Source organism: Luteimonas sp. MC1825, assembly GCF_014764385.1.
Classification (GTDB): Bacteria; Pseudomonadota; Gammaproteobacteria; order Xanthomonadales; family Xanthomonadaceae; genus Luteimonas.
Genome location: NZ_CP061714.1, coordinates 244,809 through 270,671, shown reverse-complemented (window position 1 = coordinate 270,671; position 25,863 = coordinate 244,809). Strand labels below are relative to the sequence as shown.

19 protein-coding genes and 2 pseudogenes are annotated in these 25,863 nt (G+C 70.5%); 7 read left to right on the top strand and 14 right to left on the bottom strand.

Annotation, left to right across the window (positions count from 1 at the left end):
* The first annotated feature begins 39 nt into the window (after positions 1-39).
* The gene (locus tag IDM46_RS01225) at positions 40-258 is read left to right on the top strand and encodes a twin transmembrane helix small protein (RefSeq protein ID WP_182823304.1); all 219 of its coding nucleotides are present in this window, start codon (positions 40-42) and stop codon (positions 256-258) included.
* A gap of 109 nt (positions 259-367) precedes the next feature.
* Here the strand turns inward: IDM46_RS01225 and IDM46_RS01220 are convergent, their stop codons facing one another.
* The 5 genes and pseudogenes from IDM46_RS01220 to coxB all read right to left on the bottom strand — a co-directional run bounded on the left by IDM46_RS01220 (position 368) and on the right by coxB (position 4,627).
* Entirely contained in the window at positions 368-1,252 is an 885-nt protein-coding gene (locus IDM46_RS01220) for a cytochrome c oxidase subunit 3 (RefSeq protein ID WP_182823306.1), read from the bottom strand.
* A 22-nt stretch (positions 1,253-1,274) separates the two neighbouring features.
* Positions 1,275-1,859: a cytochrome c oxidase assembly protein gene (locus IDM46_RS01215; protein ID WP_182823308.1), complete on the bottom strand. Its 585-nt coding sequence runs from the start codon at positions 1,857-1,859 to the stop codon at positions 1,275-1,277.
* Positions 1,856-1,999, bottom strand: a complete 144-nt coding sequence (locus tag IDM46_RS01210) for a hypothetical protein (protein ID WP_182823310.1) — start codon at positions 1,997-1,999, stop codon at positions 1,856-1,858. The genes IDM46_RS01215 and IDM46_RS01210 overlap by 4 nt, the downstream gene beginning before the upstream one ends.
* A 49-nt stretch (positions 2,000-2,048) precedes the next feature.
* Positions 2,049-3,665: pseudogene (gene ctaD, locus IDM46_RS01205) on the bottom strand (cytochrome c oxidase subunit I); the annotation flags it as partial.
* A gap of 29 nt (positions 3,666-3,694) precedes the next feature.
* A complete protein-coding gene (gene coxB, locus IDM46_RS01200) occupies positions 3,695-4,627 on the bottom strand; it encodes a cytochrome c oxidase subunit II (RefSeq protein WP_223877992.1) in 933 nt (310 codons plus the stop codon).
* A 124-nt stretch (positions 4,628-4,751) separates the two neighbouring features.
* Here coxB and putA point away from each other — a divergent pair, with 124 nt between their 5' ends.
* Positions 4,752-8,024 carry a bifunctional proline dehydrogenase/L-glutamate gamma-semialdehyde dehydrogenase PutA gene (putA, locus tag IDM46_RS01195; protein ID WP_185115217.1) on the top strand — a complete coding sequence of 1,091 codons (3,273 nt, stop codon included), beginning with the start codon at positions 4,752-4,754 and terminating at the stop codon, positions 8,022-8,024.
* A gap of 120 nt (positions 8,025-8,144) precedes the next feature.
* Here the strand turns inward: putA and IDM46_RS01190 are convergent, their stop codons facing one another.
* Complete coding sequence (locus IDM46_RS01190) at positions 8,145-9,485, bottom strand: porin (RefSeq protein ID WP_182823315.1); 1,341 nt, start codon at positions 9,483-9,485, stop codon at positions 8,145-8,147.
* A 157-nt stretch (positions 9,486-9,642) separates the two neighbouring features.
* Here IDM46_RS01190 and IDM46_RS01185 point away from each other — a divergent pair, with 157 nt between their 5' ends.
* A complete protein-coding gene (locus tag IDM46_RS01185) occupies positions 9,643-10,335 on the top strand; it encodes a rhomboid family intramembrane serine protease (protein ID WP_182823317.1) in 693 nt (230 codons plus the stop codon).
* On the opposite strand, the gene IDM46_RS01180 is transcribed toward IDM46_RS01185, so the two are convergent.
* The 3 genes from IDM46_RS01180 to gpmI form a co-directional block, all read right to left on the bottom strand.
* On the bottom strand, positions 10,329-11,633 hold the full coding sequence (locus IDM46_RS01180; RefSeq protein WP_185114585.1) for a S41 family peptidase: 1,305 nt from the start codon (positions 11,631-11,633) through the stop codon (positions 10,329-10,331). The genes IDM46_RS01185 and IDM46_RS01180 overlap by 7 nt on opposite strands.
* Positions 11,634-11,718: 85 nt before the next feature.
* Positions 11,719-12,987 carry a peptidoglycan DD-metalloendopeptidase family protein gene (locus IDM46_RS01175; RefSeq protein ID WP_185115216.1) on the bottom strand — a complete coding sequence of 423 codons (1,269 nt, stop codon included), beginning with the start codon at positions 12,985-12,987 and terminating at the stop codon, positions 11,719-11,721.
* Positions 12,987-14,513, bottom strand: a complete 1,527-nt coding sequence (gene gpmI, locus IDM46_RS01170; RefSeq protein WP_185114584.1) for a 2,3-bisphosphoglycerate-independent phosphoglycerate mutase — start codon at positions 14,511-14,513, stop codon at positions 12,987-12,989. Before gpmI ends, IDM46_RS01175 begins: the two co-directional genes overlap by 1 nt.
* A gap of 141 nt (positions 14,514-14,654) precedes the next feature.
* On the opposite strand from gpmI, the gene IDM46_RS01165 reads away from it, so the two are divergent.
* Together IDM46_RS01165 and IDM46_RS01160 are read left to right on the top strand one after the other, a co-directional pair.
* Positions 14,655-15,344, top strand: a complete 690-nt coding sequence (locus IDM46_RS01165) for a hypothetical protein (RefSeq protein ID WP_185114583.1) — start codon at positions 14,655-14,657, stop codon at positions 15,342-15,344.
* A gap of 70 nt (positions 15,345-15,414) precedes the next feature.
* Entirely contained in the window at positions 15,415-17,106 is a 1,692-nt protein-coding gene (locus IDM46_RS01160) for a M28 family metallopeptidase (RefSeq protein WP_182823325.1), read from the top strand.
* Positions 17,107-17,204: 98 nt separating this feature from the next.
* Here IDM46_RS01160 and tyrS read toward each other — a convergent pair whose 3' ends face one another.
* Positions 17,205-18,425, bottom strand: a complete 1,221-nt coding sequence (tyrS, locus tag IDM46_RS01155; protein WP_223877991.1) for a tyrosine--tRNA ligase — start codon at positions 18,423-18,425, stop codon at positions 17,205-17,207.
* 185 nt (positions 18,426-18,610) lie between these two features.
* Between tyrS and IDM46_RS01150 the strand changes: the two genes are divergently transcribed.
* Positions 18,611-20,104: a peptidoglycan DD-metalloendopeptidase family protein gene (locus tag IDM46_RS01150; RefSeq protein WP_182823329.1), complete on the top strand. Its 1,494-nt coding sequence runs from the start codon at positions 18,611-18,613 to the stop codon at positions 20,102-20,104.
* Positions 20,105-20,144: 40 nt separating this feature from the next.
* Entirely contained in the window at positions 20,145-21,263 is a 1,119-nt protein-coding gene (locus IDM46_RS01145; RefSeq protein ID WP_182823331.1) for an anhydro-N-acetylmuramic acid kinase, read from the top strand.
* 26 nt (positions 21,264-21,289) lie between these two features.
* Here the strand turns inward: IDM46_RS01145 and IDM46_RS01140 are convergent, their stop codons facing one another.
* From IDM46_RS01140 to IDM46_RS01125, 4 genes and pseudogenes are all read right to left on the bottom strand, one after another.
* Complete coding sequence (locus tag IDM46_RS01140; protein WP_185114582.1) at positions 21,290-23,131, bottom strand: GGDEF domain-containing protein; 1,842 nt, start codon at positions 23,129-23,131, stop codon at positions 21,290-21,292.
* A gap of 256 nt (positions 23,132-23,387) precedes the next feature.
* Positions 23,388-23,603 (bottom strand): annotated as a pseudogene (locus IDM46_RS01135) (hypothetical protein); the annotation flags it as partial.
* A gap of 88 nt (positions 23,604-23,691) precedes the next feature.
* Positions 23,692-25,026, bottom strand: a complete 1,335-nt coding sequence (locus tag IDM46_RS01130; RefSeq protein WP_223877990.1) for an MFS transporter — start codon at positions 25,024-25,026, stop codon at positions 23,692-23,694.
* Positions 25,023-25,826: an exodeoxyribonuclease III gene (locus IDM46_RS01125; RefSeq protein WP_182823335.1), complete on the bottom strand. Its 804-nt coding sequence runs from the start codon at positions 25,824-25,826 to the stop codon at positions 25,023-25,025. The genes IDM46_RS01130 and IDM46_RS01125 overlap by 4 nt, the downstream gene beginning before the upstream one ends.
* Between the last annotated feature and the right edge of the window lie 37 nt (positions 25,827-25,863).

Sequence of the window (25,863 nt, the reverse complement as noted above, 5' to 3'; positions counted from 1 at the left end):
GATAATGGCGGCGACCACCCCGGCCCGCTGGAGGCCAGCATGAGCGATTCCCTCAAAACCCTGCTGATCATCGCGTTCCTGATCCTGATCCTGTGGAACCTCGGTGCCGGCCTGTACTACATGCTGGTCGACCGCGGCACCACCAAGCGTACGGTGAACGCGCTGACCAGGCGCATCGCGCTGTCGGTCGCCCTGATCCTGCTGGTCGTCCTCGCCATCTGGATGGGCTGGATCACGCCTCACGGCATCAACGGCTGAACCGCTGCGCGCGGCCCTGGCCGCGAGATGAAAAAGCGACGGCATGCCGTCGCTTTCTTTGTTGCGGCGGCCCGCGTCCGGGCGCGGCCCGGTGCGCGCGGTGACCGGGTCAGAGCACGTAGACGAACAGGAACAGGCCCAGCCACACCACGTCGACGAAATGCCAGTACCAGGCGACGGCCTCGAACGCGAAATGGTCGTCCTTGCTGAAGTGACCCTTGGCGCAGCGCAGCCAGATGATCGCCAGCATCAGCGTGCCGAGCGTGACGTGCGCGCCGTGGAAGCCGGTCAGCATGAAGAACGTGGAGCCGTAGATGCCCGAGCCCAGCGTGAGGTTGAGCTCGCGGTAGGCGTGGATGTACTCCTCCACCTGGAAGAACAGGAACAGGCAGCCGAGCAGCACGGTGATGCCGAGGAACCACATCAGCGGCTTGCGGTGGCCGGCCTTCAGCGCATGGTGCGCGATCGTCAGCGTGACGCCCGACGACAGCAGGATCAGCGTGTTGAGCAGCGGCAGGCCCCACGCCGGGATGGTCTGGAACACGCCGCCCACGTTGCCAGGGCCGGCCGACGGCCACGCCGGGGTGTAGCCCTCCCACAGCAGCACGTTGGTCATCATGCCGTCGCCGGCGCCACCCAGCCACGGCTGCACCAGCATGCGCGCGTAGAACAGCGCGCCGAAGAAGGCGCCGAAGAACATCACTTCGGAGAAGATGAACCACACCATCCCCATCCGGAACGAGCCGTCGACCTGCTTGTTGTAGAAGCCCGACACCGACTCGAGGATCACGTCGGCGAACCACTTGAACAGGATCGCCGCCAGGCCCGCGATGCCGACGAAGAACACGCTGCGGCCCCAGTCGACCTCGTTGAACCAGGTCGCCAGGCCGAACATGGTGACGAACAACGCCATCGACGCGAACAGCGGCCACTTGCTGTGGTGCGGGACGAAGTAGGCGGTGGGGTCGTGCTGCTCGGCGTGGGCCTGTGCCATGTCGGTTTCCGTTGTTGCCTGATCAGGGTGCCGCGCGCGGCACGTGGGCCGACGCCGGACCCGCGGCTTGCTCGCGCGCGGTCAGGACGTCGTTCTTGAAGAAGGTATAGGACAGCGTGATCGTCTTGACGTCCTTGGGCAGCGACGGGTCGATGATGAAGCGTACCGGCATGTCGCGCGTCTCGCCGGCGTGCAGCGTCTGCGCGGTGAAGCAGAAGCACTCGGTCTTGGCGAAGTAGCCCGAGGCGCGCGCCGGCGCGACCGACGGCGTGGCGCTGCCCACGACCGTGCGGTCGCTGTTGTTGTGCGCGTAGTAGGTGGTCTCGTACTGCTCGCCCACGCGCACCTGCATGGTGAACTGGTTGGGACGGAACGACCACGGCAGCTTGGAATTCACGCCGCCATCGAACTCCACGGTCACCACGCGCGCCTCCGCGTCCGCACCGCGGGTGGCATAGGCGCCGGCATCGACCGCGGTGTTGTCCAGGCGGATGCCGAACACCTTCTCGCAGGCGATGCGGTACAGCGGCACCAGCGAGAACGTGAACGCGAACGCCGCCAGCGAGGCCAGCAGCATCTTGGCGATGCCGGAGGTCTTCCTGCTCATCGCCCGATCACCCCGGACAGGATGAAGCCCACGTACACCAGCGCCGCGACCAGCGCGAGCGCGAGCGCGGTGCGCATCGCGCGGCGGCGCTGCGCCACCACGCGCGGATCCCCCGGCGGCTGGTCACGCTTCGCGGACATTGCTCTGCCGGGCCGTGTCGGCATGGGCGCTGGCATCGTCGTAATCGAGGTGCTCGAAATCGCCGTGGGCCAGGTCGCCCGGGCGGATCACCGGCGGGGTCTGGAAGGTGTGGTGCGGGGCCGGCGACGGCACCGTCCATTCCAGGCCGAGCGCGCCTTCCCAGGCACGGGCCGGGGCGGGTGCGCCGCGCTTGAGCGAGTGGAACAGGATGCCGAACATCAGGAACGGCGTGATGAACATGCCGAACGCGCCGATCGAGCTGACCAGGTTCCAGTCCGCGAACACCACGTTGTAGTCCGGGATGCGGCGCGGCATGCCGGCCAGGCCCAGGAAGTGCTGCGGGAAGAACAGCACGTTGGCGAACACCACGCTCCACCAGAAGTGGAACTTGGCCAGCGGCTGGCTGTACATGCGCCCGGTCCACTTCGGCCACCAGTAGTAGACGGCGGCGATGATGCCGAACAGCGCGCCGGTCACCAGCACGTAGTGGAAGTGCGCGACCACGAAATAGGTGTCGTGGTACTGGAAGTCGGCCGGGACGATGGCCAGCATCAGGCCGGAGAAGCCGCCGATGGTGAACAGCACCACGAACGCGATCGCCCACAGCATGGGCGCCTCGAACGTCAGCGAGCCCTTCCACATCGTGCTCGCCCAGTTGAAGACCTTCACGCCCGTGGGCACGGAGATCAGCATGGTCGCGAACATGAAGTAGATCTCGCCACCCAGCGGCATGCCCACGGTGAACATGTGGTGCGCCCAGACGATGAACGACAGGAACGCGATCGCGGCGGTGGCGTACACCATGGCCTGGTAGCCGAACAGCGGCTTGCGGCTGAAGCTGGGGATGATCTCCGAGACCACGCCGAACGCCGGCAGGATCATGATGTAGACCTCGGGATGCCCGAAGAACCAGAAGATGTGCTGGTACATCACCGGGTCGCCGCCGCCGGCGGCGTTGAAGAAGCTGGTGCCGAAGAACTTGTCGGTCAGCAGCATCGTCACCGCGCCCGCCAGCACCGGCATGACCGCGATCAGCAGGAACGCGGTGATCAGCCAGGTCCACGAGAAGATCGGCATCTTCAGCAGGTCGACGCCCGGCGCGCGCATGTTGAGCACGGTGGCGATGACGTTGATCGCGCCCATGATCGAGCTGATGCCCATCATGTGGATGGCGAAGATGGTGAACGCCATGTTGGAGCCGCCCTGCAGCGACAGCGGCGGGTACAGCGTCCAGCCACCGGCGGGGCCGCCGCCCGGCAGGAACAGCGTCATCAGCAGCATCGCGAATGCGAACGGCAGGATCCAGAACGACCAGTTGTTCATGCGCGGCAGCGCCATGTCCGGCGCGCCGATCTGCAGCGGGATCATCCAGTTCGCCAGGCCCACGAACGCCGGCATGATGCCGCCGAAGATCATCACCAGCGCGTGCATCGACGTCATCTGGTTGAAGAAGTGCGGGTTGACGTGCTGCAGCCCGGGCACTGCCAGCTCGAGGCGGATCACCACGCTCATGGCCGCACCGATGATGAACATCATGAAGCTGAAGAGCAGGTAGAGCGTGCCGATGTCCTTGTGGTTCGTGGAGAAGAACCAGCGCTCGACGAAGCCCTGCTTGTGGTCGTGGTGGTCGCCGTGGACGGCGACGGTTGCGGTATCGGTGGCCATGGACTGCCTTGCCTCGTGAAGTCGTTCGATCAGCCGGCCGCGGGTGCGGCAACGGCCGAAGTGGTCAGGGCGGTGGCCGGCGCGGCGTCTTCAGCGGCGGGCTCCGGGGCGACTTCGGGCACGGGCACCGGTGCTGCCACCGGCGCCGGCGCGGCCTTGGCCTTCTCGGCCGCCAGCCAGTCCTGGTACTCGGCCTTGGGCACCGCGCGCACCACGATCGGCATGAAGCCGTGGTCCTTGCCGCACAGCTCGGCGCACTGGCCGCGGTACACGCCCGGCTCGGCGATCTGCGTCCAGGCCTCGTTGACGATGCCCGGGATGGCGTCCTGCTTCCAGCCCAGCGCCGGCACCCACCAGGAGTGGATCACGTCGTCGGCGGTGATCACGAAGCGGATCTTGGTGTCCACCGGCACCACCAGCGCGTTGTCGACTTCGAGCAGGTAGTAGGGATTGGCCACCGGGTCCGGGCGCGCGCCGCTCTGGCGGATGCGGTCGTGCTCGCGGTCCAGGCGGCTGGTGATCGAGACATCCTCGCCGAGGTAGTCGTACTTCCACATCCACTGGTAGCCGGTGACCTTGACGGTCATCTCGGACGCGCGCGTGTCGTACATCGCGATCAGCTTGGTGGTGGCGGGCCACACCATGATCACCAGCAGGATCACCGGGATCACCGTCCAGACGACCTCGGCGGTGGTGTTGTGGCTGAACTGCGACGCCACCGCGCCCTTCGACTTGCGGAACGCGAAGATCGAGTAGGCCATGGCGGCGAACACGATCACGCCGATCACCACGCACACCCACAGCGCGAACATGTGCGCGTCGTAGGCGTTGTTGGACGTGGCGGTCACGCCGCGGCCCATGTTGAGCTGCCAGGGCTTCGCGTCGCCCGCCTGCGCCAGCGCCATCATCGGCGCCGAAGCCAAGGCCGCCATACCCCACCGCAAGAATCGCGCCTGCATCATGCGTGCAACCCCAAATGTCGTCGATCTGCGGCCGTATGCCGCCAGCTGGAACGGTTGATCGGAGATCGATGTTCCAGGGAACAAGGACCGGCCACGCCCGGTGGCCGGGCGGGCAATCATGCAGATGGTAGCCGTCGCCAACCTTGACCGGCAAGCTGAAGTGTCGCGAGGGCTCCGTGGCGGGCACGCGAAGCGGCACGGCCCGCTAGAATCCGCGGTTCCCGCCGTTGACGACCGACCCGCCGTGACCGACCTGCCCCTGGGCGCCCTGCCGCCGCCGCCCGCACCGCTGCGCGCGGCCATCACCGCCCATTGGCTTGCCGACGAGAGCGATCGCGTCCGCGCGTTGCTCGATGCCGCGCGCCAATCGCCCGAGGCCAACGTGGCGATCGCCGCGACCGCCACCGACCTGGTGCGGCGCGTGCGCCGCCGCGCCGGCGACCAGGGCGTGATCGAGGCCTTCATGCGCCAGTACGACCTCGGCAGCGAGGAGGGCGTGCTGCTGATGTGCGTGGCCGAGGCGCTGCTGCGCATCCCCGACGAGGACACCGCCGACGCGCTGATCCGCGACAAGCTGGGCGAGGCCGACTGGAAGCGCCATGTCGGCCAGTCGGATTCGGTGCTGGTCAACGCCTCCACCTGGGGCCTGATGCTCACCGGCCACCTGGTGGACCTGGCCGACCACACCCGGCGCGACGTGCATGGCGCCTTCAAGCGCCTGGTGGGCCGCGTCGGCGAGCCGGTGATCCGGCTGGCGGTGCGCCAGGCGATGAAGATCATGGGGCACCAGTTCGTGATGGGGCGCACGATCGGCGAGGCGCTGTCGCGCGCGCGCAAGGGCCGCAATGCCGCCTACCGCTATTCCTTCGACATGCTCGGCGAAGCCGCGCTGACGCAGCGCGACGCCGACCGCTACCTGGAGGCCTACCGCAGCGCGATCGACGCCATCGGCCGCGATGCCGGCCGCCCGGCGGATGCCATCGTCGCGCCGTCGATCTCGGTGAAGCTCTCCGCGCTGCATCCGCGCTACGAGCACGCCAAGCGCGCGCGGGTGCTGGCCGAGCTCGCGCCGCGCCTGCTCGACCTCGCGCAGCGCGCGCGCGGCCACGGCATCGGCCTGACCATCGACGCCGAGGAGGCCGACCGCCTGGAGCTGTCGCTCGATGTCATCGAGGCCGCCTGGCGGGATCCGTCACTGGCCGGCTGGACGGGCTTCGGCATCGTGGTGCAGGCGTACCAGAAGCGCGCGCCGTTCGTGATCGACTGGATCGCCGCGCTCGCCCGCGGCGGCGGGCGCTGCATCCCGGTGCGCCTGGTCAAGGGCGCGTACTGGGACGCCGAGGTCAAGCGCGCGCAGGTCGACGGCCAGGCCGGCTACCCGGTGTTCACGCGCAAGCCGAACACCGACGTCAGCTACCTGGCCAATGCGCGCCGCCTGTTCGACGCCGGCGACGCGGTCTACCCGATGTTCGCCACCCACAATGCGCAGACCATCGCCGCCGTGCACCAGCTGGCCGCCGGGCGTCCGTTCGAGTTCCAGAAGCTGCACGGCATGGGCGACGACCTCTATGACGAGGTGATCCCCGCCGACCGCCTGGGCGTGCCCTGCCGCGTGTACGCGCCCGTCGGCAGCCACGAGGACCTGCTGCCGTACCTGGTGCGGCGCCTGCTGGAGAACGGCGCCAACTCCAGCTTCGTCAACCGCATCACCGACGAGTCCGTCGCCATCGAAGACCTGGTCCGCGACCCGGTGGACGTGGTCGCCGGCTCCGACGTCATCCCGCATCCACGCATCCCGCTGCCGGCCGACCTGTACCGCAGCCACGGCATCGAAAGGACCAACTCCATGGGCATCAACCTCGCAGACGACCACCAGTTGCGCGCGCTCGCCACCGCGGTCCAGGCCGCGACCGCCGACTGGCAGGCCGCGCCGCTGGTACCCGGCGCCACCCCGGGTGGCGCCTGGATCACGGTCAGCAATCCCGCCGACCGTCGCGAACGCGTCGGCCGCTGGCAGGCGGCGGACACGGACACGGTGCAGCGCGCGCTGGCCAATGCCGTTGCCGCGCAGGCGGACTGGAACGCCACGCCGGCGGCATCGCGCGCCGCGATCCTCGAGCACGCCGCCGACCTGCTCGAGCAGCGCATGCCGCAGTTCATCGCCCTGTGCACGCGCGAAGCCGGCAAGACCATCCCCGACGGCGTGGCCGAGGTCCGCGAGGCGGTCGACTTCCTGCGCTACTACGCGGGCGAGGCACGCAAGCTGTTCGCACCCGAAGCGCTGCCCGGCCCCACCGGCGAGAGCAACACCCTGCAACTTGAAGGCCGTGGCGTGTTCGTCTGCATCAGCCCCTGGAACTTCCCGCTGGCCATCTTCGCCGGCCAGGTGGCCGCGGCGCTGGCCGCCGGCAACAGCGTGATCGCCAAGCCGGCCGAACAGACCAACCTGATCGCGCACGCCGCGGTCGGGCTGCTGCACGAGGCGGGTGTTCCGCCTGCGGTGCTGCAGCTGGTGCCGGGCGACGGCGCCACCGTCGGCGCGGCACTGACCGCCGACCCGCGCGTCGCCGGCGTGGCGTTCACCGGCTCCACCGCCACCGCGCGCGCGATCAACCGCGCGCTGGCGGCGCGCGACGCCGCGATCGGCGTGCTGATCGCCGAAACCGGTGGCCAGAACGCGCTGATCGCCGACTCGTCGGCCCTGCCGGAGCAGCTGGTCAAGGACGCGATCGGTTCGGCGTTCACCTCCGCCGGCCAGCGCTGCTCGGCGGCGCGCGTGTTGCTGGTGCAGGCCGACATCGCCGACAAGGTGGTGGACATGCTGGCCGGCGCGATGGCCGAACTGGTGGTCGGCGACCCGGGGCTGCTGACCACCGACGTCGGCCCGGTGATCGACGCCGACGCGCGTGCGCTGCTCGACGCGCATGCCGCGGAGATGCGCGGCGCGCGCCTGATCGCCGAGGCGCAGCTGCCCGCGGCCACCGCGCACGGCACCTTCTTCGCGCCGCGTGCCTGGGAAATCGGCGCGCTCAGCGACCTCACCGCCGAGAACTTCGGCCCGGCGCTGCACGTGCTGCGCTGGAACGCCGGTGATCTCGACGCGGTGGTGGATGCCATCAACGCCACCGGCTACGGCCTGACGCTCGGCATCCATTCGCGCATCGACGAGACCATCGACCGCATCGTGGCGCGTGCCCGGGTGGGCAACATCTACGTCAACCGCAACCAGATCGGTGCGGTGGTGGGCGTGCAGCCCTTCGGCGGCCAGGGCCTGTCCGGCACCGGCCCGAAGGCCGGCGGCCCGCACTACCTGCCGCGCTTCGCCACCGAGAAGACGGTGACCGTCAACACCACCGCCGCGGGTGGCAACGCCTCGCTGCTGACGCTGGGGGACTAGGGCCACGGACCAGGCCCGCCGGGCGCCAGGTGCCACCCGGTACGCCGCAGTACGCGGTGGTTCGAGCAGTACGAAAAAGCCCCGCTTTCGCGGGGCTTTTTCTTCAGCATGGCACCGCGATCAGAAGCGGTACTGCGCCGACACGCCGAACAGGTTGGCGTCGCCGGCGTAGGGGCCGGTGATGGTGCTGCCGCCCGAGCTGTAGTCGACCTTCGGATCCTTCGGCTTCAGGTGGGTGAACGCGAAGTCCACGTCCATCGCATCGCTGACCTTCCAGGTGGCGCCGATCGAATACCAGTTGCGGTTGGCATCGGGCAGGCGCGGGGTGCGGTGCTCGATGCTGGTCGGGGTTTCGTCGTACGCCACGCCGCCACGCAGGGTCCAGGCGTCGGTGACCTTGTATTCGGCACCGACCGACGCGAACTGGGTGTCCTCCCACTCGAAGGGCTCGACCGAATCCGGATCCGGGCGATCGAACTCGACGCGCACCTCGCGCAGCGACGACCAGCCGGTCTGCGTCCAGTTGGCCATCATCGCGAAGCGGTCGGTGAAGTCGTAGCGCGCGACGAGCGCGACGGTGGACGGCGTGGTCAGCTTGGCGCCGGCGCCACCGTCCAGGAACAGCTGGCCGGTCACGGGATTGCTGTTGAACACGGTGCGCACGTCGCCCGGCACGGTCCAGTCGGCGGTGCCGCGCAGCTCGTAGTCGATCTCGGACTGGTAGCTCAGGCCGAGCGACAGGCGGTCGGTCGGGCGCACGGTGATGCCGGCAAGCCAGCCGAAGCCGATGTCGTCACCCTCGATTTCCGCGTGGCCGTCGCGGGCCTGCGGCAGCGCGAACGGCAGCGTGCGGGTGGCCGGGTTGGAAAACAGCAGCGTGCCGAAGTCGACCGCCTTGGACAGCGTCACCTCGGCCTTGGAATAGACCGCGCCCACGCCGACCGAGACATGCTCGTTGACGTCCAGCGCCGCCGACAGGGTCAGGTTGACGATCTTGACGTCGGACGTGTCGGCGAAATAGCGGCCCTGCCAGTCGCTGTCGTATTCGGTCTTCAGGCCGAACGGAGCGCTGACCATGGCGCCGAACGCCAGGCCGTTGTCGAGCTTGTGGATCACCGAGAACGCGGGGATCGGGGTCACGTCGCCGGCCTCGCCGCCGTCGCCGCCGGTCAACGGGCGTCCGAGCGCGTCGGTGCCCGAGCCTTCGAAGCGGTAGCTGAGATCGATGACCGACAGGTCGGCCTGCACCGTGGTGCCTTCGAAGCGCGTCATCGAGGCCGGGTTGTTGACCACGACCGAGGCGTCGCCTTCATTGACGCCGGAGCCCGCGAACGCGGCGCCGAGGCCCTTGACGCTGTTTTCCTTGAGCTGGAAGCCGGATGCCTGCGCGGGCGCGAACGCCAGCGCGCCGAGGACGCCCAGCGCGAGGGCCGAGAAACGGACGGTGTGGGGGATTGCCATTGCCTGAAATACTCCTGACGGATGATTGCGATGCCGGGCCCGCTGCGAACACGACGCGGCGCACTATACCGTGGCGTGTGGTTGGCGGTCCGGCATCGGCATCACGTGCCTGAACCGGTATCGTGGCGCGGCCCCCGACACGGATCCCGCGGCGCACATGTTCGTATCCATCCCGACGCGCTCGCGTCCGTCCCCGCGCTGGGCCACGACGCTGCTGTGCGCGGTGCTGTGGGCGGTCTACCTGTGGGCAAGCACGCGCCCGGAGGCGTTCGAGCAGCAGCTGATGGCGCGCTGGGGGGCCCTCAGCGGCGGCCTGGCGCCGGCCGACCTGCTCGCGTCCTGGTCCGACGGCAAGCGCTGGCTGCGCCTGCTCAGCGCGCTGTTCGTCCACGCCGACTGGGCGCACCTGCTGGGCAACCTGGTGTTCCTGCTGATCTTCGGGCTGCCGGCGGAACGGGTGATGGGGCCCTGGCGCTTCCTGCTGCTGTTCCTGGTGGGCGGCGCGTTCGCCAACCTGGTCACGGTGCTGGCGATCGGTGCGCCCGACCAGCTGGTGATCGGTGCCAGCGGCGCGGTCTCGGCCCTGATCGGCGCCTACCTGGCGCTGTTTCCGCGCGCGCACCTGGGCGTGGTGCTGCCGCTCGGGCTGTTCCTGGAGTTCGTGCGCGCGCCGGCCCCGCTGCTGATCGGCATCTGGGCGCTGCTGCAGGTGGTGTTCGCCTACATCGGCCCGGCGTTCGGAACCGTGGCGTGGTCGGCGCACATTGCCGGGTTCGCGTTCGGCGTGGTGTTCGCGCTGTTCTCGCGGCGCGCGATCGCGCGCCGGCTAAGGCGGCGCAAGGGCTACTGAGGCGGCGCGGCGCAGGTGCCGCCGGCCACGATCGCGCGCAGGATGGCGAACGCCGAGGTCACCGGCGCTTCGCCCTCGAGCACGTCGCCGGCGCGGCTGCCGGCGGCGCCCTCGTCGTCCGCGGCGAGGTGCCCGGGCAGCAGCGCCTCCACGAAGCCGCCGCGCGTGGCGCCGCCTTCGGGCTGCAGCACGACGTCGGGTTCGATGCCGCGCGCCTGGATCGACGTGCCGCTGGGCGTGTAATAGCGCGCGGTGGTCAGCTTGACCGCATCGCCGTTGGACAGCGGCAGCACGGTCTGCACCGAACCCTTGCCGAAGCTGCGGCTGCCGACGACGCAGGCGCGCGCGTTGTCCTGCAGTGCGCCGGCCAGGACTTCCGACGCGCTCGCCGAGCCGGCGTCCATCAGCACAACGACCGGCCGATCGCGCATGCGGTCGCCGGCCGTGGCGTTGAACGCGGTGTCGCCGGCGGCGGTGCGCCCGCGGGTGCTGACGATGCCGCCGCGCTCGAGCAGTTCGTCGGCGATCTGCACGGCCGAGGTCAGCAGGCCGCCGGGATTGCTGCGCAGGTCGATCACCAGGCCGCGCAAGCCCTGGGTGCCGGCTTCGGCGTGCAGGCGGTCGAGGGTGTCCGCGAACGAGGCCGCGGTATCGGCCTGGAACACGGCGACGCGCAGGTAGCCGAGGCCAGGTTCGCGGATGCTGCCGCGCACGCTGGCGGTGCGGATGGTCTCGCGGCGCAGGGTGATCTCCAGCGGCTCCGCTTCGCCTTCGCGCAGCAGGGTGATGCCGACCTCGGTGCCTGGCGGTCCGCGCAGCGGGCCGCGCTGGTCGTGGCTGGACGGCGTCAGCGGCACGCCGTCGACGGCGGTGATCACGTCACCCGATCGGATCCCGGCGCGCTGCGCGGGCGTGTCGTCCATCGGCGCCACCACCCGCATGCTGCCGTCTGGCAGCTGCATGACCTCCACGCCGATGCCCTCGTAGGCGCCGGTGGTGTTCTCGTCGAAGGCCTCGGCATCGCTGCGCTCGAGGTAGGCGCTGTGCGGGTCCAGGTCGAGCAGCAGGCCGCGGATCGCGGACTGCATCAGTTCGCGGTCATCGACCGGGTCGACATAGCCGCTGCGCACGGCGTTGAACACCAGCACGTAGCGGCTGATCTCGGCCAGCGGCACCGCGCTGGCCGGCGCCTCCTCCTGCGCGGCCGGTGCCGCGGCCTGCGGCGGCTCCTGGTCCTGCGCGTGCACGGGCAGGGCCAGCAGGCTGGCGATGGCGAGCGTCAACAGGCAAGCGCGCATGCGCGACTCCATGGGGATTCGGGAATGGGACCACGCGCAGCGTCGCAGGTTCGCGACGATCATGCGCCCACCCGCGCGCCGGCGTTCAGCGCTTCTGCAGCCAGCTGGTCGGATCGACCGGCTTGCCGTCGCGGCGCAGCTCGAAGTACAGCGCCGGCTGGCCCTGGCCGCCGGAGGTGCCGACGGTGGCGACCGCGTCGCCGCGCTTGACCCGGTCGCCGGGGCCCTTCAACAGCGCGTCGTTGTGCGCGTACAGGCTCATGTAGCCGTTGCCGTGGTCGACGATCAGGATCATCCCGTAGCCGGTCATCCATTCGGAAAACACCACGGTGCCGTCGGCCACCGCGGTCACCGGCCGGCCGGCGGCGGCGGCGATCAGCACGCCCGAGCTGCTGCGGCCATCGGGCATGCGCCCGCCGTAGCCGGCCAGCAGGCTGCCCGACAGCGGCCAACCCAGGCCGCCCACGGTTACCGGCGCGGCGCGGGCCACGCTGACCTTCGGCGCGGACGGCACCGGGCTGCGGGTCGAACCGGCAGGAGCCGGCGTGGTGCTTGACGCGCGGGCACGGGCCGCCGCGGCGGCGGCGGCGCGCCGCTCGGCCTCGGCGCGGCGCGCGGCTTGGCGCAGCCGGGACAGCAGGCGTTCCAGCGACTTGGCGTCGGCGCCGAGCGCCTTCTCCCGGGCGCTGCGGTCGCGGTAGCGCGTGTCCAGCGTGGCCACCGATTCGGCACGGTTGGCGCGCTCGCGCTCCAGCGCCGCCACCTGCGCGCGCTGTGCGGCGTGGCTGGCATCCAGTGCGGTGCGTTCGCTGGCGATCGCGCGCTCCACCGCGTCCAGGCCGGCCAGTTCCTCCGACAGCGCGGCAATGCGCGCGCTGCGGCCGCGCTGCAGGTAACCGTGATAGGCGAGGCTGCGGCTGGCGGCGGCCACGTCGTCCTGCGCCAGCAGCAGCTTGAGCGGCGCATGCTGCTCCACGGTGTAGGCCGCGCGCAGCAGCCCGGCAAGCTCCTTGCGCTGTGCCGACAGCGTGCCGGCCAGTGCGTCGCGCCTTGCGACCAGCGTGGCCAGCGCGGCTTCCTGCCGCGCAAGCGCGGCTTCGGTCTCGCGCAGTTCGCGGCCCACGCGCGCCACGCGTTCATCGGCGCTGCGCAGTTCGCGGCTGGCGGCACCGCGCTGGCCTTCGAGCCGGCGGCGCTCGCTGGCCACGTCGCGCAGTTCGCGCTTGATGGTTTCCAGCCGGCGCTGGGCGTCACGGCTGTCCTGCGCCGCGGCCGGCGCTGCGGCTGCGAGCACCAGCAGCAGCAGGGCCAGCAGGGCCGAGGCCGGCCGCAGGCGGATGGCCGCGATGTGCATCACGCCAGCAGGCTGCTGCCGGTCATCTCCGCCGGCTTCGCCACGCCCAGCAGGTCGAGCATGGTTGGCGCCAAGTCGCGCAGCGCGCCGCCGGAGCGCAGCTGCGCCGCGGCTCGATTGCCGACGTACAGCAGGTCGACCGGGCCCACGGTGTGCGAGGTGTGCGGCTGCCCGGTCTCCGGGTCGCGCATCATCTCGACGTTGCCGTGGTCGGCGGTGACCAGCAGGTCGCCGCCCTGCGCGGCAACCGCCGCCACCACTTCACCGAGTGCCAGGTCCACCGCCTCGACCGCCTTGATCGCCGCCGCCAGGTCGCCGGTGTGGCCGACCATGTCCGGGTTGGCGAAGTTGCACACCACCGCGTCGAAGCGGCCCGCCGCGATGGCGTCGACCAGGCGCGCGGTGACTTCCGGACAGCTCATCTCCGGCTGCAGGTCATAGGTCGCGACCCGCGGGCTGGGCACGAGGATGCGCTCCTCGCCCGGGAACGGCGCCTCGCGGCCACCGTTGAAGAAGAAGGTGACGTGCGCGTACTTCTCGGTCTCGGCGATGCGCAGCTGGGTGCGGCCGTGGTCGGCCAGCACCTGGCCCAGCGTGTTGGCGAGATCGTCCGGGGCGAACGCCAGCGGCGCGGGCAGGTTGGCGTCGTATTCCGTCAGGCAGGTGAAGCGCGCCAGCGCCGGGCGCCGCGCGTGGAAACCTTCGAACGCCGGCGCCACGAACGCCGCCGTGAGCTGCCGCGCACGGTCGGCGCGGAAGTTCATGAACACCACCGCGTCGCCGTCGCGCATCGGCGCGGCGCCGTCGATCACCGTGGGCAGCACGAACTCGTCGTTTTCGCCGCGCGCGTAGGCGGCGGCCAGCGCGGCCACGACATCGGGTGCGCGATGCACGGCGCTGGCCTCGACGATCGCATCCCAGGCCTGGCGCACGCGCTTCCAGCGCTGGTCGCGGTCCATCGCGAAATAGCGGCCGCTGACACTGGCGACATGGGCATTGCCGTGCCGCGCGCAGGCGGCCTGGAGCGCGCGCAGGCTTGGTTCCGCCGAACGCGGCGGCATGTCGCGGCCGTCGGTGAACGCATGCACCGCGACGCGGGCCACGCCGGCGCGCGCGGCAAGCTCGAGCATCGCGAGGATGTGCTGCTCGTGGCTGTGCACGCCGCCCGGCGACAGCAGGCCCAGGACGTGCAGCGTGCCGCCGGGCGCGACCGTGGCACACGCGGCGCGCAACCCGGCGTTGTCGAAGAAGCTGCCATCGGCGATCGCGGCATCGACCCGGGTCAGGTCCTGGTAGACCACCCGCCCGGCGCCGATGTTCATGTGCCCGACCTCGGAATTGCCCATCTGGCCATCCGGCAGCCCGACGTGGCGGCCTTCGGTATGCACCAGCGTGCGCGGCCCGGCCGCGTACAGGCGGCGCCAGTTGGGGACGTCGGCGAGGGCCACGGCGTTGTCGCGCGGGTCGTCGCGATGGCCCCATCCGTCGAGGATCAGCAGCACGACGGGCTTGCGGCGGGCGGGCATTGCGGGTTCAGGCACGACGATCGGCCCCGTGACGTTGGACAGATGCGATTGTAGCGCCGCATCCGCCAGACTCGCCTCGCAGTGTCCGGCCGCGCATGGCGCCGTCGCGGCACCGCACCCGCCCCGTCATCGAGCCCCGCCATGCGCCTGCATCGACACGCCACCGTCCTCGCCTCCATCCTCGCCCTCTCCTTCGCCGCGGGTGCCGCCCATGCGCGCCAGGACGTCGACAAGGTCAACGGCTCGATCTCGGTCGCAGCCGGCGAGGTCCGCGGCAACCTGGAAACCGTCAACGGCAGCATCCGCATTGGCGAGAACGCGCAGGCTGGCGCCGCCGGCACCGTCAACGGCAGCGTCCACGTCGGCAACGATGGCAGCGCGCGCAGCCTGGAGACGGTCAACGGCAGCATCCGCCTCGGCGAGCGCGTGCGCATCGAAGGCGACGTGGAAACCGTCAACGGCAGTGTCTTCGCCGGACGCGGCAGCCGGATCGGCGGCAACGTCGAAAACGTCAACGGCGCGCTCGGCCTGGTGCAGACCGAGGTGGCCGGCAACGTGGAGACCGTCAACGGTGACGTCACCGTCGGCGTCGGCTCGCACGTCCGCGGCCAGCTGCGCGTGCACAAGCCCACCGCCAACTGGATGCCGGTGCGGGTGCGCCAGCGCGCGCAACGCATCGTCATCGGCCCGGGCGTGGTGATCGATGGCGACCTGGTCTTCGAGCGCGAGGTGCAGCTGTACGTGCACGACACCGCGCGCATCGGCACGATCACCGGTGCCACCGCGATCCCGTTCTCCACGCCCACGGCGCCGGCGCGCCAGCCCGACTGAGCCGCGGCGCGGGCCCCCGAATGGGGCGGAACGCATAGAATCGGGAGTCAACTCCCGCAGGAACCCGATGATGCGAACCAGACCCCTCGTGCTTTGCCTTGCCATCGCGGCCGCGCTCGCGGCCTGCGACCGCGCCCCGGCACCCGCCGCCGGCACCGGTGCCGCCGTGCCCGCCACGGCCGCTGCCACGCATGCCTTCAGCGGTGAGCTGAGCAAGGACGATTTCGCCGAAATGGTGAAGACGATGGCCTCCGACGCATTCGAGGGCCGCGCCCCGGGCTCGCCCGGCGGCGAGATGACCGTCGAGTACATCAAGGCACAGTACGAGCGCATCGGCCTCGAGCCGGGCGGCGACAACGGCAGCTTCTTCCAGACCGTGCCGATGGTGGAAACCACCGCCGACGAATCCACCGTGCTGCGCATGGACGTGGCCGGAAAGCCCTCCGAGCTCACGTTCGGCACCGACATGGTGATCGGCACCCGCACCGGCGAGCCGAAGGTCTCGGTCAGCAACAGCGACCTGGTGTTCGTGGGTTACGGCGTGGATGCGCCGGAACTCGGCTGGAACGATTACGCCGGCCTCGACGTCAAGGGCAAGACGGTGGTCATCCTGGTCAACGACCCGGGCTTCCACGCCAAGGACGCGGCGCTGTTCGAAGGCGAGCGCATGACCTATTACGGGCGCTGGACCTACAAGTTCGAGGAAGCCGCGCGCAAGGGCGCCGCCGCCGCGCTGATCATCCACGACACCGCCGGCGCGTCCTACGGCTGGGACGTGGTGAAGAACTCCTGGTCCGGCCCGCAGTTCGACCTGCGTGCGTCGGACGATCCGGAGCCGCGCCTGCCGGCGCAGGGCTGGCTGAGCGCCGAAGCCGCGACCACGCTGTTCGCCGACGCCGGCCAGGACCTCAAGGCGCTGTATGCCGCGGCCAGCAAGCCGGGCTTCAAGGCGGTGCCGCTCGATGCGCGCGTGTCGTTCGACCTGGCCAGCACCTCCAGCGAGAAGTCGTCGCGCAACGTGGTGGGCATCCTGCGCGGCAGCGAAAAGCCGGACGAGGCGATCGCCTACATCGCCCACTGGGACCACCTCGGCAAGCACGAGGGCGAGGGCGACCAGATCTACAACGGTGCCGTCGACAACGCCACGGGCGTGGCCGGCATCATCGAGATCGCGGAGAAGTTCAAGGCCGACGGCCAGCCGAAGCGCTCGGTGGCCTTCATCGCCGTGACGCTGGAGGAATCGGGCCTGCTGGGTTCCAAGTACCAGGTCGCGCACCCGGTGTTCCCGCTGGCCAAGACCGTGGGCGTGATCAACCTCGATGCCATGAGCGTGGCCGGCCCGGCGCACGACATGGTGGTGGTGGGCAAAGGCAGCTCGCAGCTGGAAGACGTGCTGAAGACCTACACCGATGCGCAGCAGCGCACCCAGGTGCTCGAGGGCAACCCGGCCGGCGGTTTCTACTTCCGCTCCGATCATTTCAACTACGCCAAGGCCGGCGTGCCGGCGCTGTACGCCAAGGGTGGCGACGACCTGGTGCAGGGCGGCAAGGACGCCGGCGCGGCGCTTGCCAAGACCTACAACGAAGTCGCGTACCACAAGCCCGGCGATGAATTCGATCCGGGCTGGAACCTCGACGGCGTGATCCAGGACCTTGAGGCGCTGTACGGCGTTGGCCGCACCCTGGCCGACGACGGCAGCTGGCCGGCCTGGTACGAAGGCAACGCGTTCAAGGCCGCGCGCGATGCGATGCGCGCCGACTGACGCCACGCACAGGCGTTGAATGCACGACGGCGCCCTCGGGCGCCGTCGTCATTTGCGGGTGTGCGCCGCGGCGGGCGAAGCGCCGCGGCCGCGTCGGCTCAGCCGGCCACCACCAGCCGCACCCGCGCGAAGTTGCGCTTGCCGACCTGCAGAACGCCCTCGAAGCCGGGCCGGAAGCTGGCGCCGGCATCCTCCACCACCGCACCGTCCACCTTCACCGCGCGCTCCTTGAGCTTGCGGCTGGCCTCGGAATTGCTGGCGGTGATGCCCGCGGCGGTGAGCAGCGCGGCGATGCGCAAGCCCTCGGCCGGCACCGCGACGTGCTGCAGCGGCAGCAGCGAGGTGTCGCCCTGGCCGGTCACCGCGGCGTGCCAGCCGGCGATCGCGGTCTCGGCCGCGGCGGCATCGTGGAAACGCGTGGCCAGCTCGCGCGCGAGGCGCAGCTTGACGTCGCGCGGGTTGAGCGCGCCGCCTTCGACGTCAGCGCGCAGCACGGTGGCTTCCGCCGCGCCGATATCGAACGACAGCAGCTCGATCCACTTCCACATCAGCGCGTCGCCGACCTTCATGGTCTTGTTGACGATGTCGATCGCCGGCTCGGCGATGCCGATGTAGTTGCCCAGCGACTTGGACATCTTGTTGACGCCGTCCAGGCCCTCGAGCAGTGGCATGGTCAGCACCACCTGCGGCGCCTGCCCGAAATGCTCCTGCAGCCCGCGGCCCATCAGCAGGTTGAACTTCTGGTCGGTGCCGCCCAGCTCCACGTCGGCCTTCAGCGCCACCGAGTCGTAGCCCTGCACCAGCGGGTAGAGGAACTCGTGGATCGCGATCGGCTGCTGCGCGCCATAGCGCTTGGCGAAGTCGTCGCGCTCCAGCATGCGCGCCACCGTCAGCTGCCCGGCCAGGCGGATCATGTCGGCCGCGCCCATTTCACCGAACCATTCGCTGTTGAAGCGCAGCTCGGTGCGCTCGCGGTCGAGCACCTTGAACACCTGGTCGGCGTAGGTGCGCGCGTTGGCCTCCACGTCCTCGCGGGTCAGCGGCCTGCGCGTGGCGCTCTTGCCCGACGGGTCGCCGATCATCCCGGTGAAGTCGCCGATCAGGAAAATCACGGTGTGCCCGAGGTCCTGGAACTGGCGCATCTTGTTGAGCAGCACGGTGTGGCCGATGTGCAGGTCGGGCGCGGTCGGGTCGAAGCCGGCCTTGATGCGCAGCGGCCGCCCCAGCGCGAGGCGCGCGGCGAGTTCGTCGTGCTTGAGCACCTCGTCGGCGCCGCGGGTGATGAGGTCTAGGGCCTGCTGCTGGGGGGTCTGGGGCACGGTATCTGGTCCATTCAGGGCGTCGCGCATTCAAAAACGTGACGCCGTATGTGAAAACTTGTTAACGCTCGGTTAAATCATACGCTGACGGAAAGTCCTGATGCATCAAGCATTTGACGCATCCTCTTCGCGTGATTATCTTGCCCCGGTGACGCGTTCGTCACGCGGGCCGGGAGTCCGATTCGATGACATTGCCCGAATCCTCCGATTCACGGCAGCACCACCGCCGTGTCCGTCTCGGCAACCTGCGCGAAGTAGCGCGCCAGGCGATCGCCTCGTCCGCTGCCGGACTTTCAGGCCCCGCCGACAATGCCGGAAACCGCCGCTGGACGCGCCGCCAGTGGGCGCATTCCAGCCTTCTGGCCACCGCGGGCGCGCTCATGATCGCGCTGGTGCCGGGCATCTCGACTGCGTTGAATGCGCCCAGTGCCACGTCCCTGACCACCATGTCACTGTCGCTTCCGGTGCTGGCCAGGCCGGTGCAGCCGCAGGCGGCCACGTCGGACTGGCAGCTGGCCGTGGTCGGCAAGGGTGAAACGCTGGGCGCGATCTTCGAGCGCATGGGCGTGCCCGCCTCCGCCATGCACCGCCTGCTGGAACACCCGGGCGCGCGCCAGGCGCTGACGCGCCTAAAGCCGGGCATGGAACTCGGGTTCGAATTCGCGCCGGCCGATGCCGACGGCAAGCCGTCCAGCCTGCGCACGCTGCGCTACGACCGCGGCGAGACCCAGCGCATCGAACTGGCGCTGGCCGGTGACAAGGTGGTCGAGAAGGTCATCGAGCGTCCGGTCGAGATCCGCACCGCGGTGATCAGCGGCAAGGTCGGCAAGTCGCTGTTCCATTCGGCGCGCAAGCTCGGCCTGTCGGGCGCCAGCATCAACAAGCTGACCGACGACGTCTTCAAGTACGACATCGACTTCACCTCCGACGTCACGCAGAACGACCGCTTCAGCGTGGTCGTCGAGCAGGTCTACCGTGACGGCGAGCTGATCCGCACCGGCGACGTGCAGGCCGCGGTGTTCACCGCCAAGGGCAAGACGTTCACCGCCTTCCGCTTCGAACAGGGCGGCAAGGTCGACTACTACAACGGCGAAGGCCGGCCGCTGAAGAAGAGCTTCATCCGCATGCCCATCGCGTATGCGCGGCTGACCTCGAAGTTCGGCTCGCGCCGCCACCCGATCGCCGGCAAGGTCCGCCAGCACAAGGGCGTCGACTACGCGGCCAGCACCGGCACCCCGATCATGGCCGCCGGCGACGCCCGCGTGCAGTCGATGGGCTGGCAGGGCGGCTACGGACGCACCGTGGTGCTCGACCATGGCCGCGGCTACACCACGCTGTATGCGCACATGTCGTCGTTCGGCAACATCAAGAAGGGCCAGCGCGTCAGCCAGGGCACGGTGATCGGCCGCGTCGGCAGCACCGGCCTGTCCACCGGGCCGCACCTGCACTACGAATTCCGCATCAACGGCGTGCACCGCAACCCGCTGCAGCACACGATGCCCGAGCCGGAGCCGCTCAAGGGGTCCGCGCTGGTCGCCTTCCGGGCCCAGACCGGTCCCGCCCTGGCGCGCATCCGCACGGTCGAGGACATCATCTACGCGCAGGTCCCGGCCACCGCCGACGACCAGCACCTGGCCGCCCACGCCACGCCCGCCATCGCGGGCCGGGGCAAGGGCTGAGCCCTGCCACCCGGCCCGCCGTCCGGCGGGCCCGCCACGCATGTCGACCCCCCGCTGCCACCTTGGCCTGATCTCGGGCACCAGTGCCGACGGCATCGACGCGGCGCTGGTCGATTTCGCCGACGACACCGCCGCGGCACCGCCGCGACTGCGCTTCGCCCGCACCTACGCCTGGGAGCCCGCGCTGCGCGCGCGCCTGGTCGCGCTGGGCCAGCAGGACGCGCTGCTGTCGCTCGACGCCATCGGCGAACTCGACACCGCCATCGGCCAGGCGTTCGCCACCGCCGCGCTGCAGGCGCTGGCCGATGCCGGCATCGACCACGCCGAAGTCGCCGCGATCGGTTCGCATGGCCAGACCCTGCGCCACCGCCCGCACGGCGCACTGCCCTTCACCCTGCAACTGGGCTGCGCGGCCACGATCGCCGAACGCACCGGCATTACCACGGTCGCCGATTTCCGCCGCCGCGACGTGGCGGCGGGCGGCCATGGCGCGCCGCTGGTGCCGGCACTCCACGCGGCGCTGCTGCACTCGGCCGACGAGTCGCGCGCGGTGCTCAACCTGGGCGGCATCGCCAACCTCACGCTGCTGCCGGCCAGCGGCGCGGTGCGCGGCTTCGACACCGGCCCGGCCAACGGCCTGATGGACGCCTGGTGCCTGCGCCACCGCAGTGAGGCCTACGACCGCGACGGCGCGTTCGCCGCCAGCGGCCGCGTCGACGACGCGCTGCTTGCGCGGCTGCTGGCCGAGCCGTGGTTCGCGCTGGCGCCGCCCAAGTCAACCGGGCGCGACCAGTTCCATCTCGGCTGGGTCGAGGCACGACTCGCGACAGGCACCGCGCCGGCCGACGTGCAGGCCACCCTGCTCGCGCTGACCGCGCGCACCGTGGCCGACGCCCTGCGCAGCCAGCAGCCCGGCACCGCGCGCGTGATCGCCTGCGGCGGCGGCGTGCACAACGCGGCGCTGATGGCCGCGCTGGCGGCGGCGCTGCCCGACATGCGCGTGGAAACCACCGCGGCGTACGGGCTGGACCCGGACGCCATCGAAGCCATGGCCTTCGCCTGGCTGGCGCGCGAGACGCTCGCCGGGCGCCCCGGCAACCTCGCCAGCGTCACCGGCGCGGCGGGGCCGCGGATCCTCGGCGCGATCCACCGCGCCTGAGCGCAGGCTGCGTCGGCGACACGCGGCTAAGCCGCTGTTTCGGCGACCGGCAACGCCGCGCCGCTGGCCGGGTCCCCGCCGACGGCCGGCGATGCCATCACCCGGTCCTTGCCTTCGCGCTTGCCCTCGAACAACGCGGTATCCGCCGCCTTGATGCAGTCGTCGAGCGGGGTTCCGGGGCGGTACTCGCTGTAGCCCATGGTGAGCGTGATCGAGACCGGCGTGCCCTGCGGGCCGACCAGGATCGGCTCCGACGACACGCGCCGGCGGAGCTTGTCCGCCAATGATGCCGCGCCAGCCGCGCGCGATGCCGGCAACAGCAGCAGGAACTCCTCGCCGCCCCAGCGCGCCACCGAGTCCTGCTTGCGGACCGCGTCGCGCAGCCTGCGCGCGACCTCGCGCAGCACCGTATCGCCGGCGTCATGGCCGTGGCGGTCGTTGATGGCCTTGAAGTCGTCGAGGTCGGCCATCACCAGGCAGAACGTGCTGCCTCCGCGCTCCACCCGGTGCACCTCGAGCTGCATCAGCTCCAGCAGGTGGCGACGGTTCGGCAATGCCGTCAGGTGGTCGGTGCGCGCGGCGACCGAGAGCTTGCGTGCACTGGAGATGCCGATCCGCAACCGGCTCCACAACACCAGCAACAGCCCCGTCGCGAGCACGGCGGCCAGGATGCCGAGGTGGCTCACCTGGCGCTGGCGGCGCAGCTGGAGCGCGGACACCTCGGCAGCGCTGCGCAGGGATTCGATTTCGCGCGCCGCCTGGGCGCCGTCGAAACGGTCCTGCAATGCAGCGATGGCGCTGCGCTGGTCGGCGTCGGCTGCGAGCGCGGCCAGGCGGCTGTACTCACGCTGCGCCGCCAGGGCAGCGCGATAGTCGCCGCGCGCTTCGGTGAGCAGGACACGCTGCGCGGCGACGTCCTGCTTCAGGTTGAAGGCGTCCCCGGGGATCAGCGCTTCGACCTCGTCGAGCGTGGCAGCCGCCGCGTCGCCGCGACCGAGGTGGGCCTGCGCCGACGCGATGCTGAGCAGCGAATTGATGGTGCCGTACAGGTCTCCCAGCTTGCGGCGTGCCGCGAGCGAATCGCTGTGGTGGGACAAGGCGGCCTTCGGCTGGCCAAGCCGGTCGAGCGCAAGGCCGATGTTGCTGTCCGCGTACGCCACCCCGCGCAGGTTTCCCAGCTCGGCGAAGATCCCGCGCGCGCGCTCGTTGTAGCCGCGCAGCAGCAGGTGCTGCTCGCGGGCGCTGTCCGCGGCGTTCGCCTCCAGCGCCTTCTGCCCCGCCTTGGCCGCAACCGACCCGAGGTTGACCAGGGCGCCGGCGATCCCCGGCTTGAAGCCGGTGGACTCGAATCCAGCCAGCGATCGGCCGTGGTAATCGCGCGCCAGCTCCAGCTCGCCAATGCTGTTGTAGAGGTTGCCGATGTTGCCGGCGGTCTTGGCCGAGCCGACCGTGTCGCCTGCGCCGTCGCTGGCTCCGAGCGCGATCAGGGCATGCTCGAGCGCCGGCTCGTAGGACTCCAGTTCCACCAGCGCCACGGCAAGCCCGCGATGCAGGAACGCAACCTGCGCCGGCGTCCCGCTGCCAAGCAGCGCGATCGCCTGCCCGTAGTCGCGGACGGCGTCGTGGTTGCGCCCGAGGATGTGCAGGTTGCTCGCGATGCCGCCGAGCAGCATGGCCTCGCCGGCGGGACACGGCGGCGACATGGCGCGCGCGTCGGCCAGCAGCGCCTGGCCGCGTGCGACACCCTGCGCGGGATCGGAGTCACGGGCTTCCGCCACCACCAGCGCCTCGGCCTCGATGTCGGCGCAGGTCGACGCGGACGCTCCGGCCGACACCGCTGCCAGGAGACACCCAAGGAGCACGCGCATGCCGTGTTGCCGGAATCCACGCGGGACGCGGCGCGCCCCCTGCCTGACAGTCGCCATTCGCGTTCCCCGGCGGGGCATGCCGCCGGCACCTGCGGGTGCAGGACCGTCGCGCCATCCCCTGTGCAGCGAGTGTAGCGAAGCGCCCCGCGCGTGCCGCCCGGTTCCGGAAGGCCGTGCGCCCCGGCTAGCCGCCCCGCCCCGGGTCCGGCACCTGCCCGCCGCCGTCCGCCGGCAGCTGCCCGATCAGCGAATACACCCCGTCGGGCACGCCCTCGAGCGCGGCGATCGCCTCCTGCAGCACGTCGGCCTCGGAGTTGTCGAAGGACAGCTTGCCGTCGCCTTCGATCGCGAACAGCCCCTGCTCCAGCAGGTGCAGCAGGGTGCGCGACAGGGTCCAGCCACGGCGGTCGGCGACGCGGCCGATCCGGTCGAGGAGGATCTCGTCGATGTCCTTGAGCACGATGTCGTTCATGGCCTGGGTCCTGCGGCCTGCGCCCGTGCGCGGCGCCCCTGTGATACGCGCTTGCGCCGACCGCCGCAAGCGGCGGCCACGCGGCGGCTCACGGCGCAGCGGCGTCGGCTGCGGCCGGGTCGTCAGCCGCCGCCAGCGGCACGCGCCGGCGCAGCCAGAAGAACAGCCCCACCGCCGGCAGCGCCAGCACCGCCGACAGCACGAAGTACGCGCCATAGCCGTCGCTGGCCTCGACGATCGCGCCCGAATAGAAGCCCAGCACCTTGCCGGGCAGCATGATCAACGACGAGAACAGCGCGTACTGGGTGGCGGTGTAGCGCTGGTTGACCAGCGCCGACAGGTACGCCACCGCCGCGGTGCCCAGGAAACCCTGCGCCAGGTTCTCGCCGGAGATCACCAGGGTGAGCAGGCCGATGTCGCCGTTGGCGCCGATCAGTGCCAGGTACAGCAGGTTGCTGGCCGCGCCGAGCACAATCGCCACCAGCAGCGGCCACTGCACGCCCCAGCGCGCCACGGCCACGCCACCGAGGAACACGCCGACGATGCCGATCCAGATGCCGTAGACCTTGGTGACCGCGGCGATCTCGGTCTTGCTGAAGCCCTGGTCGAGGTAGAACGGCCCAATGATGCCGCCGATCAGCGCCTGGTCGGAGATCTTCATCGACAGGATGAAGAGCAGCAGCACCACGCCGATGCGGCCGCCGAAGCGGCGGAAGAAATCCGCGAACGGCTCCACCACGCCCTCGCGCAGGCCCGCGGCCCAGCCACGCGTGCGTGCACGCAGCACTTCGGGTTCGGGCGCGAGCAGGCAGGCCACCACCGGCAGCAGCATGCAGGCGGCCATCGCGCGGTACACGTTGGGCCAGATGGTATGGTCGGCCAGCACCAGCGCCAGCGCACCGGTGACGATCAGCGCGATCCGGTAGCCGAGCGAATAGGTCGCCACCAGCGCGCCCTGCTGCGACGGCGGCGCGATCTCGACGCGATAGGCGTCCACCGCGATGTCGAGCGTGGCGCCCGCCACCGCCACCGCAAGGGTCAGCGCCACGAACGGCGCGAGGCGCTCGGGGGTGAACACCGACATCGCCACCAGGCCCACCATCACCAGCAGCATCGCCAGCAGCAGCCAGCCGCGGCGCTGGCCCAGGCGGCCAAGCAGCGGCAGCCGCCAGCGGTCGACCAGCGGCGCCCACAGGAACTTGAACGAGTACGCCATGCCGGCGCTGGCGATCATGGTGATCTCGCGCAGTTCGATGCCGCCTTCGCGCAACCAGTACGCGAGCGTGCCGGCCACCAGCAGGAACGGCAGTCCCGAGGCGAAGCCGAAGAAGAACAGCGTCCACGCCGACGGCTGCGCGAACGCGCGCCAGATCGACGGCTTGGCCGGACGCCCGGCCGGGGTTTCCGCGGCGGCGGTGCTCATGCGCGGTAGTCCACGATCAGTGGTGCATGATCGGAGAAGCGCGGCTCGGGGTGCACGCTGCAGGCGAGCACGCGCTCGGCCAGTGCTGGCGTGACGAACTGGTAGTCGATGCGCCAGCCGACATTGTTGGCGCGCGCGGCGCCGCGGTTGCTCCACCAGGTGTATTCGGCGTCAGCCGGGCGCAACACGCGCAGCGCATCGCGCCAGCCGTCCACCGGTGCCTCGCACAGGCCGTCGCCGCAGGCGTCGGCAACCAGTCCGTTGAGCCAGGCACGCTCCGGCGGCGTGCATCCGGAGTTCTTCTGGTTGCTGGTCCAGTTCCTGATGTCGTTGCGGCTGCGCACGATGTTCCAGTCGCCGCACAGCACGTAGTCGCGGCCACTGGCCAGCCAGCCGTCGAGGATCGGCTTGAGCCAGTCCATGACCTCGAACTTGAAGCCCTGGCGCAGCTCACCCGACGACCCCGACGGGATGTAGAACGACACCACGCTGAGGTTGCCGAAGCGCGCCTCGATGTAGCGGCCTTCGTCGTCGAACGGCGCCCAGCCCAGCGCGGTGCGCACCTCGTCGGGCTCCTGGCGGCTGTAGATGGCCACGCCGCTGTAGCCCTTCTTCGTGGTCGCGTCGCGGAACCAGGCCTTGTAGCCGGGCGGCAGGAACTCCGGCCCGGCGAGCTGGTGCTCCTGGGCCTTGGTCTCCTGCACGCAGAGGACGTCGGCGTCCTGTGCGGCGAACCAGTCGAAGAAGCCTTTCCTGGCGGCCGAACGCAGGCCGTTGGCGTTGAAACTGATGATGCGCATGGAGTGCCGGTGCGGATGACGGATGCGGCGGGACCAG

What these genes read in the sequence shown, in the direction of transcription:
- IDM46_RS01225 (WP_182823304.1), top strand. Translation starts at nt 40, where the DNA reads ATGAGCGATTCCCTCAAAACCCTGCTGATCATCGCGTTCCTGATCCTG.
- IDM46_RS01220 (WP_182823306.1), bottom strand. Translation starts at nt 1,252, where the DNA reads ATGGCACAGGCCCACGCCGAGCAGCACGACCCCACCGCCTACTTCGTC.
- IDM46_RS01215 (WP_182823308.1), bottom strand. Translation starts at nt 1,859, where the DNA reads ATGAGCAGGAAGACCTCCGGCATCGCCAAGATGCTGCTGGCCTCGCTG.
- IDM46_RS01210 (WP_182823310.1), bottom strand. Translation starts at nt 1,999, where the DNA reads ATGTCCGCGAAGCGTGACCAGCCGCCGGGGGATCCGCGCGTGGTGGCG.
- coxB (WP_223877992.1), bottom strand. Translation starts at nt 4,627, where the DNA reads ATGATGCAGGCGCGATTCTTGCGGTGGGGTATGGCGGCCTTGGCTTCG.
- putA (WP_185115217.1), top strand. Translation starts at nt 4,752, where the DNA reads ATGGTAGCCGTCGCCAACCTTGACCGGCAAGCTGAAGTGTCGCGAGGG.
- IDM46_RS01190 (WP_182823315.1), bottom strand. Translation starts at nt 9,485, where the DNA reads ATGGCAATCCCCCACACCGTCCGTTTCTCGGCCCTCGCGCTGGGCGTC.
- IDM46_RS01185 (WP_182823317.1), top strand. Translation starts at nt 9,643, where the DNA reads ATGTTCGTATCCATCCCGACGCGCTCGCGTCCGTCCCCGCGCTGGGCC.
- IDM46_RS01180 (WP_185114585.1), bottom strand. Translation starts at nt 11,633, where the DNA reads ATGCGCGCTTGCCTGTTGACGCTCGCCATCGCCAGCCTGCTGGCCCTG.
- IDM46_RS01175 (WP_185115216.1), bottom strand. Translation starts at nt 12,987, where the DNA reads ATGCACATCGCGGCCATCCGCCTGCGGCCGGCCTCGGCCCTGCTGGCC.
- gpmI (WP_185114584.1), bottom strand. Translation starts at nt 14,513, where the DNA reads ATGCCCGCCCGCCGCAAGCCCGTCGTGCTGCTGATCCTCGACGGATGG.
- IDM46_RS01165 (WP_185114583.1), top strand. Translation starts at nt 14,655, where the DNA reads ATGCGCCTGCATCGACACGCCACCGTCCTCGCCTCCATCCTCGCCCTC.
- IDM46_RS01160 (WP_182823325.1), top strand. Translation starts at nt 15,415, where the DNA reads ATGCGAACCAGACCCCTCGTGCTTTGCCTTGCCATCGCGGCCGCGCTC.
- IDM46_RS01150 (WP_182823329.1), top strand. Translation starts at nt 18,611, where the DNA reads ATGACATTGCCCGAATCCTCCGATTCACGGCAGCACCACCGCCGTGTC.
- IDM46_RS01145 (WP_182823331.1), top strand. Translation starts at nt 20,145, where the DNA reads ATGTCGACCCCCCGCTGCCACCTTGGCCTGATCTCGGGCACCAGTGCC.
- IDM46_RS01140 (WP_185114582.1), bottom strand. Translation starts at nt 23,131, where the DNA reads ATGCGCGTGCTCCTTGGGTGTCTCCTGGCAGCGGTGTCGGCCGGAGCG.
- IDM46_RS01130 (WP_223877990.1), bottom strand. Translation starts at nt 25,026, where the DNA reads ATGAGCACCGCCGCCGCGGAAACCCCGGCCGGGCGTCCGGCCAAGCCG.
- IDM46_RS01125 (WP_182823335.1), bottom strand. Translation starts at nt 25,826, where the DNA reads ATGCGCATCATCAGTTTCAACGCCAACGGCCTGCGTTCGGCCGCCAGG.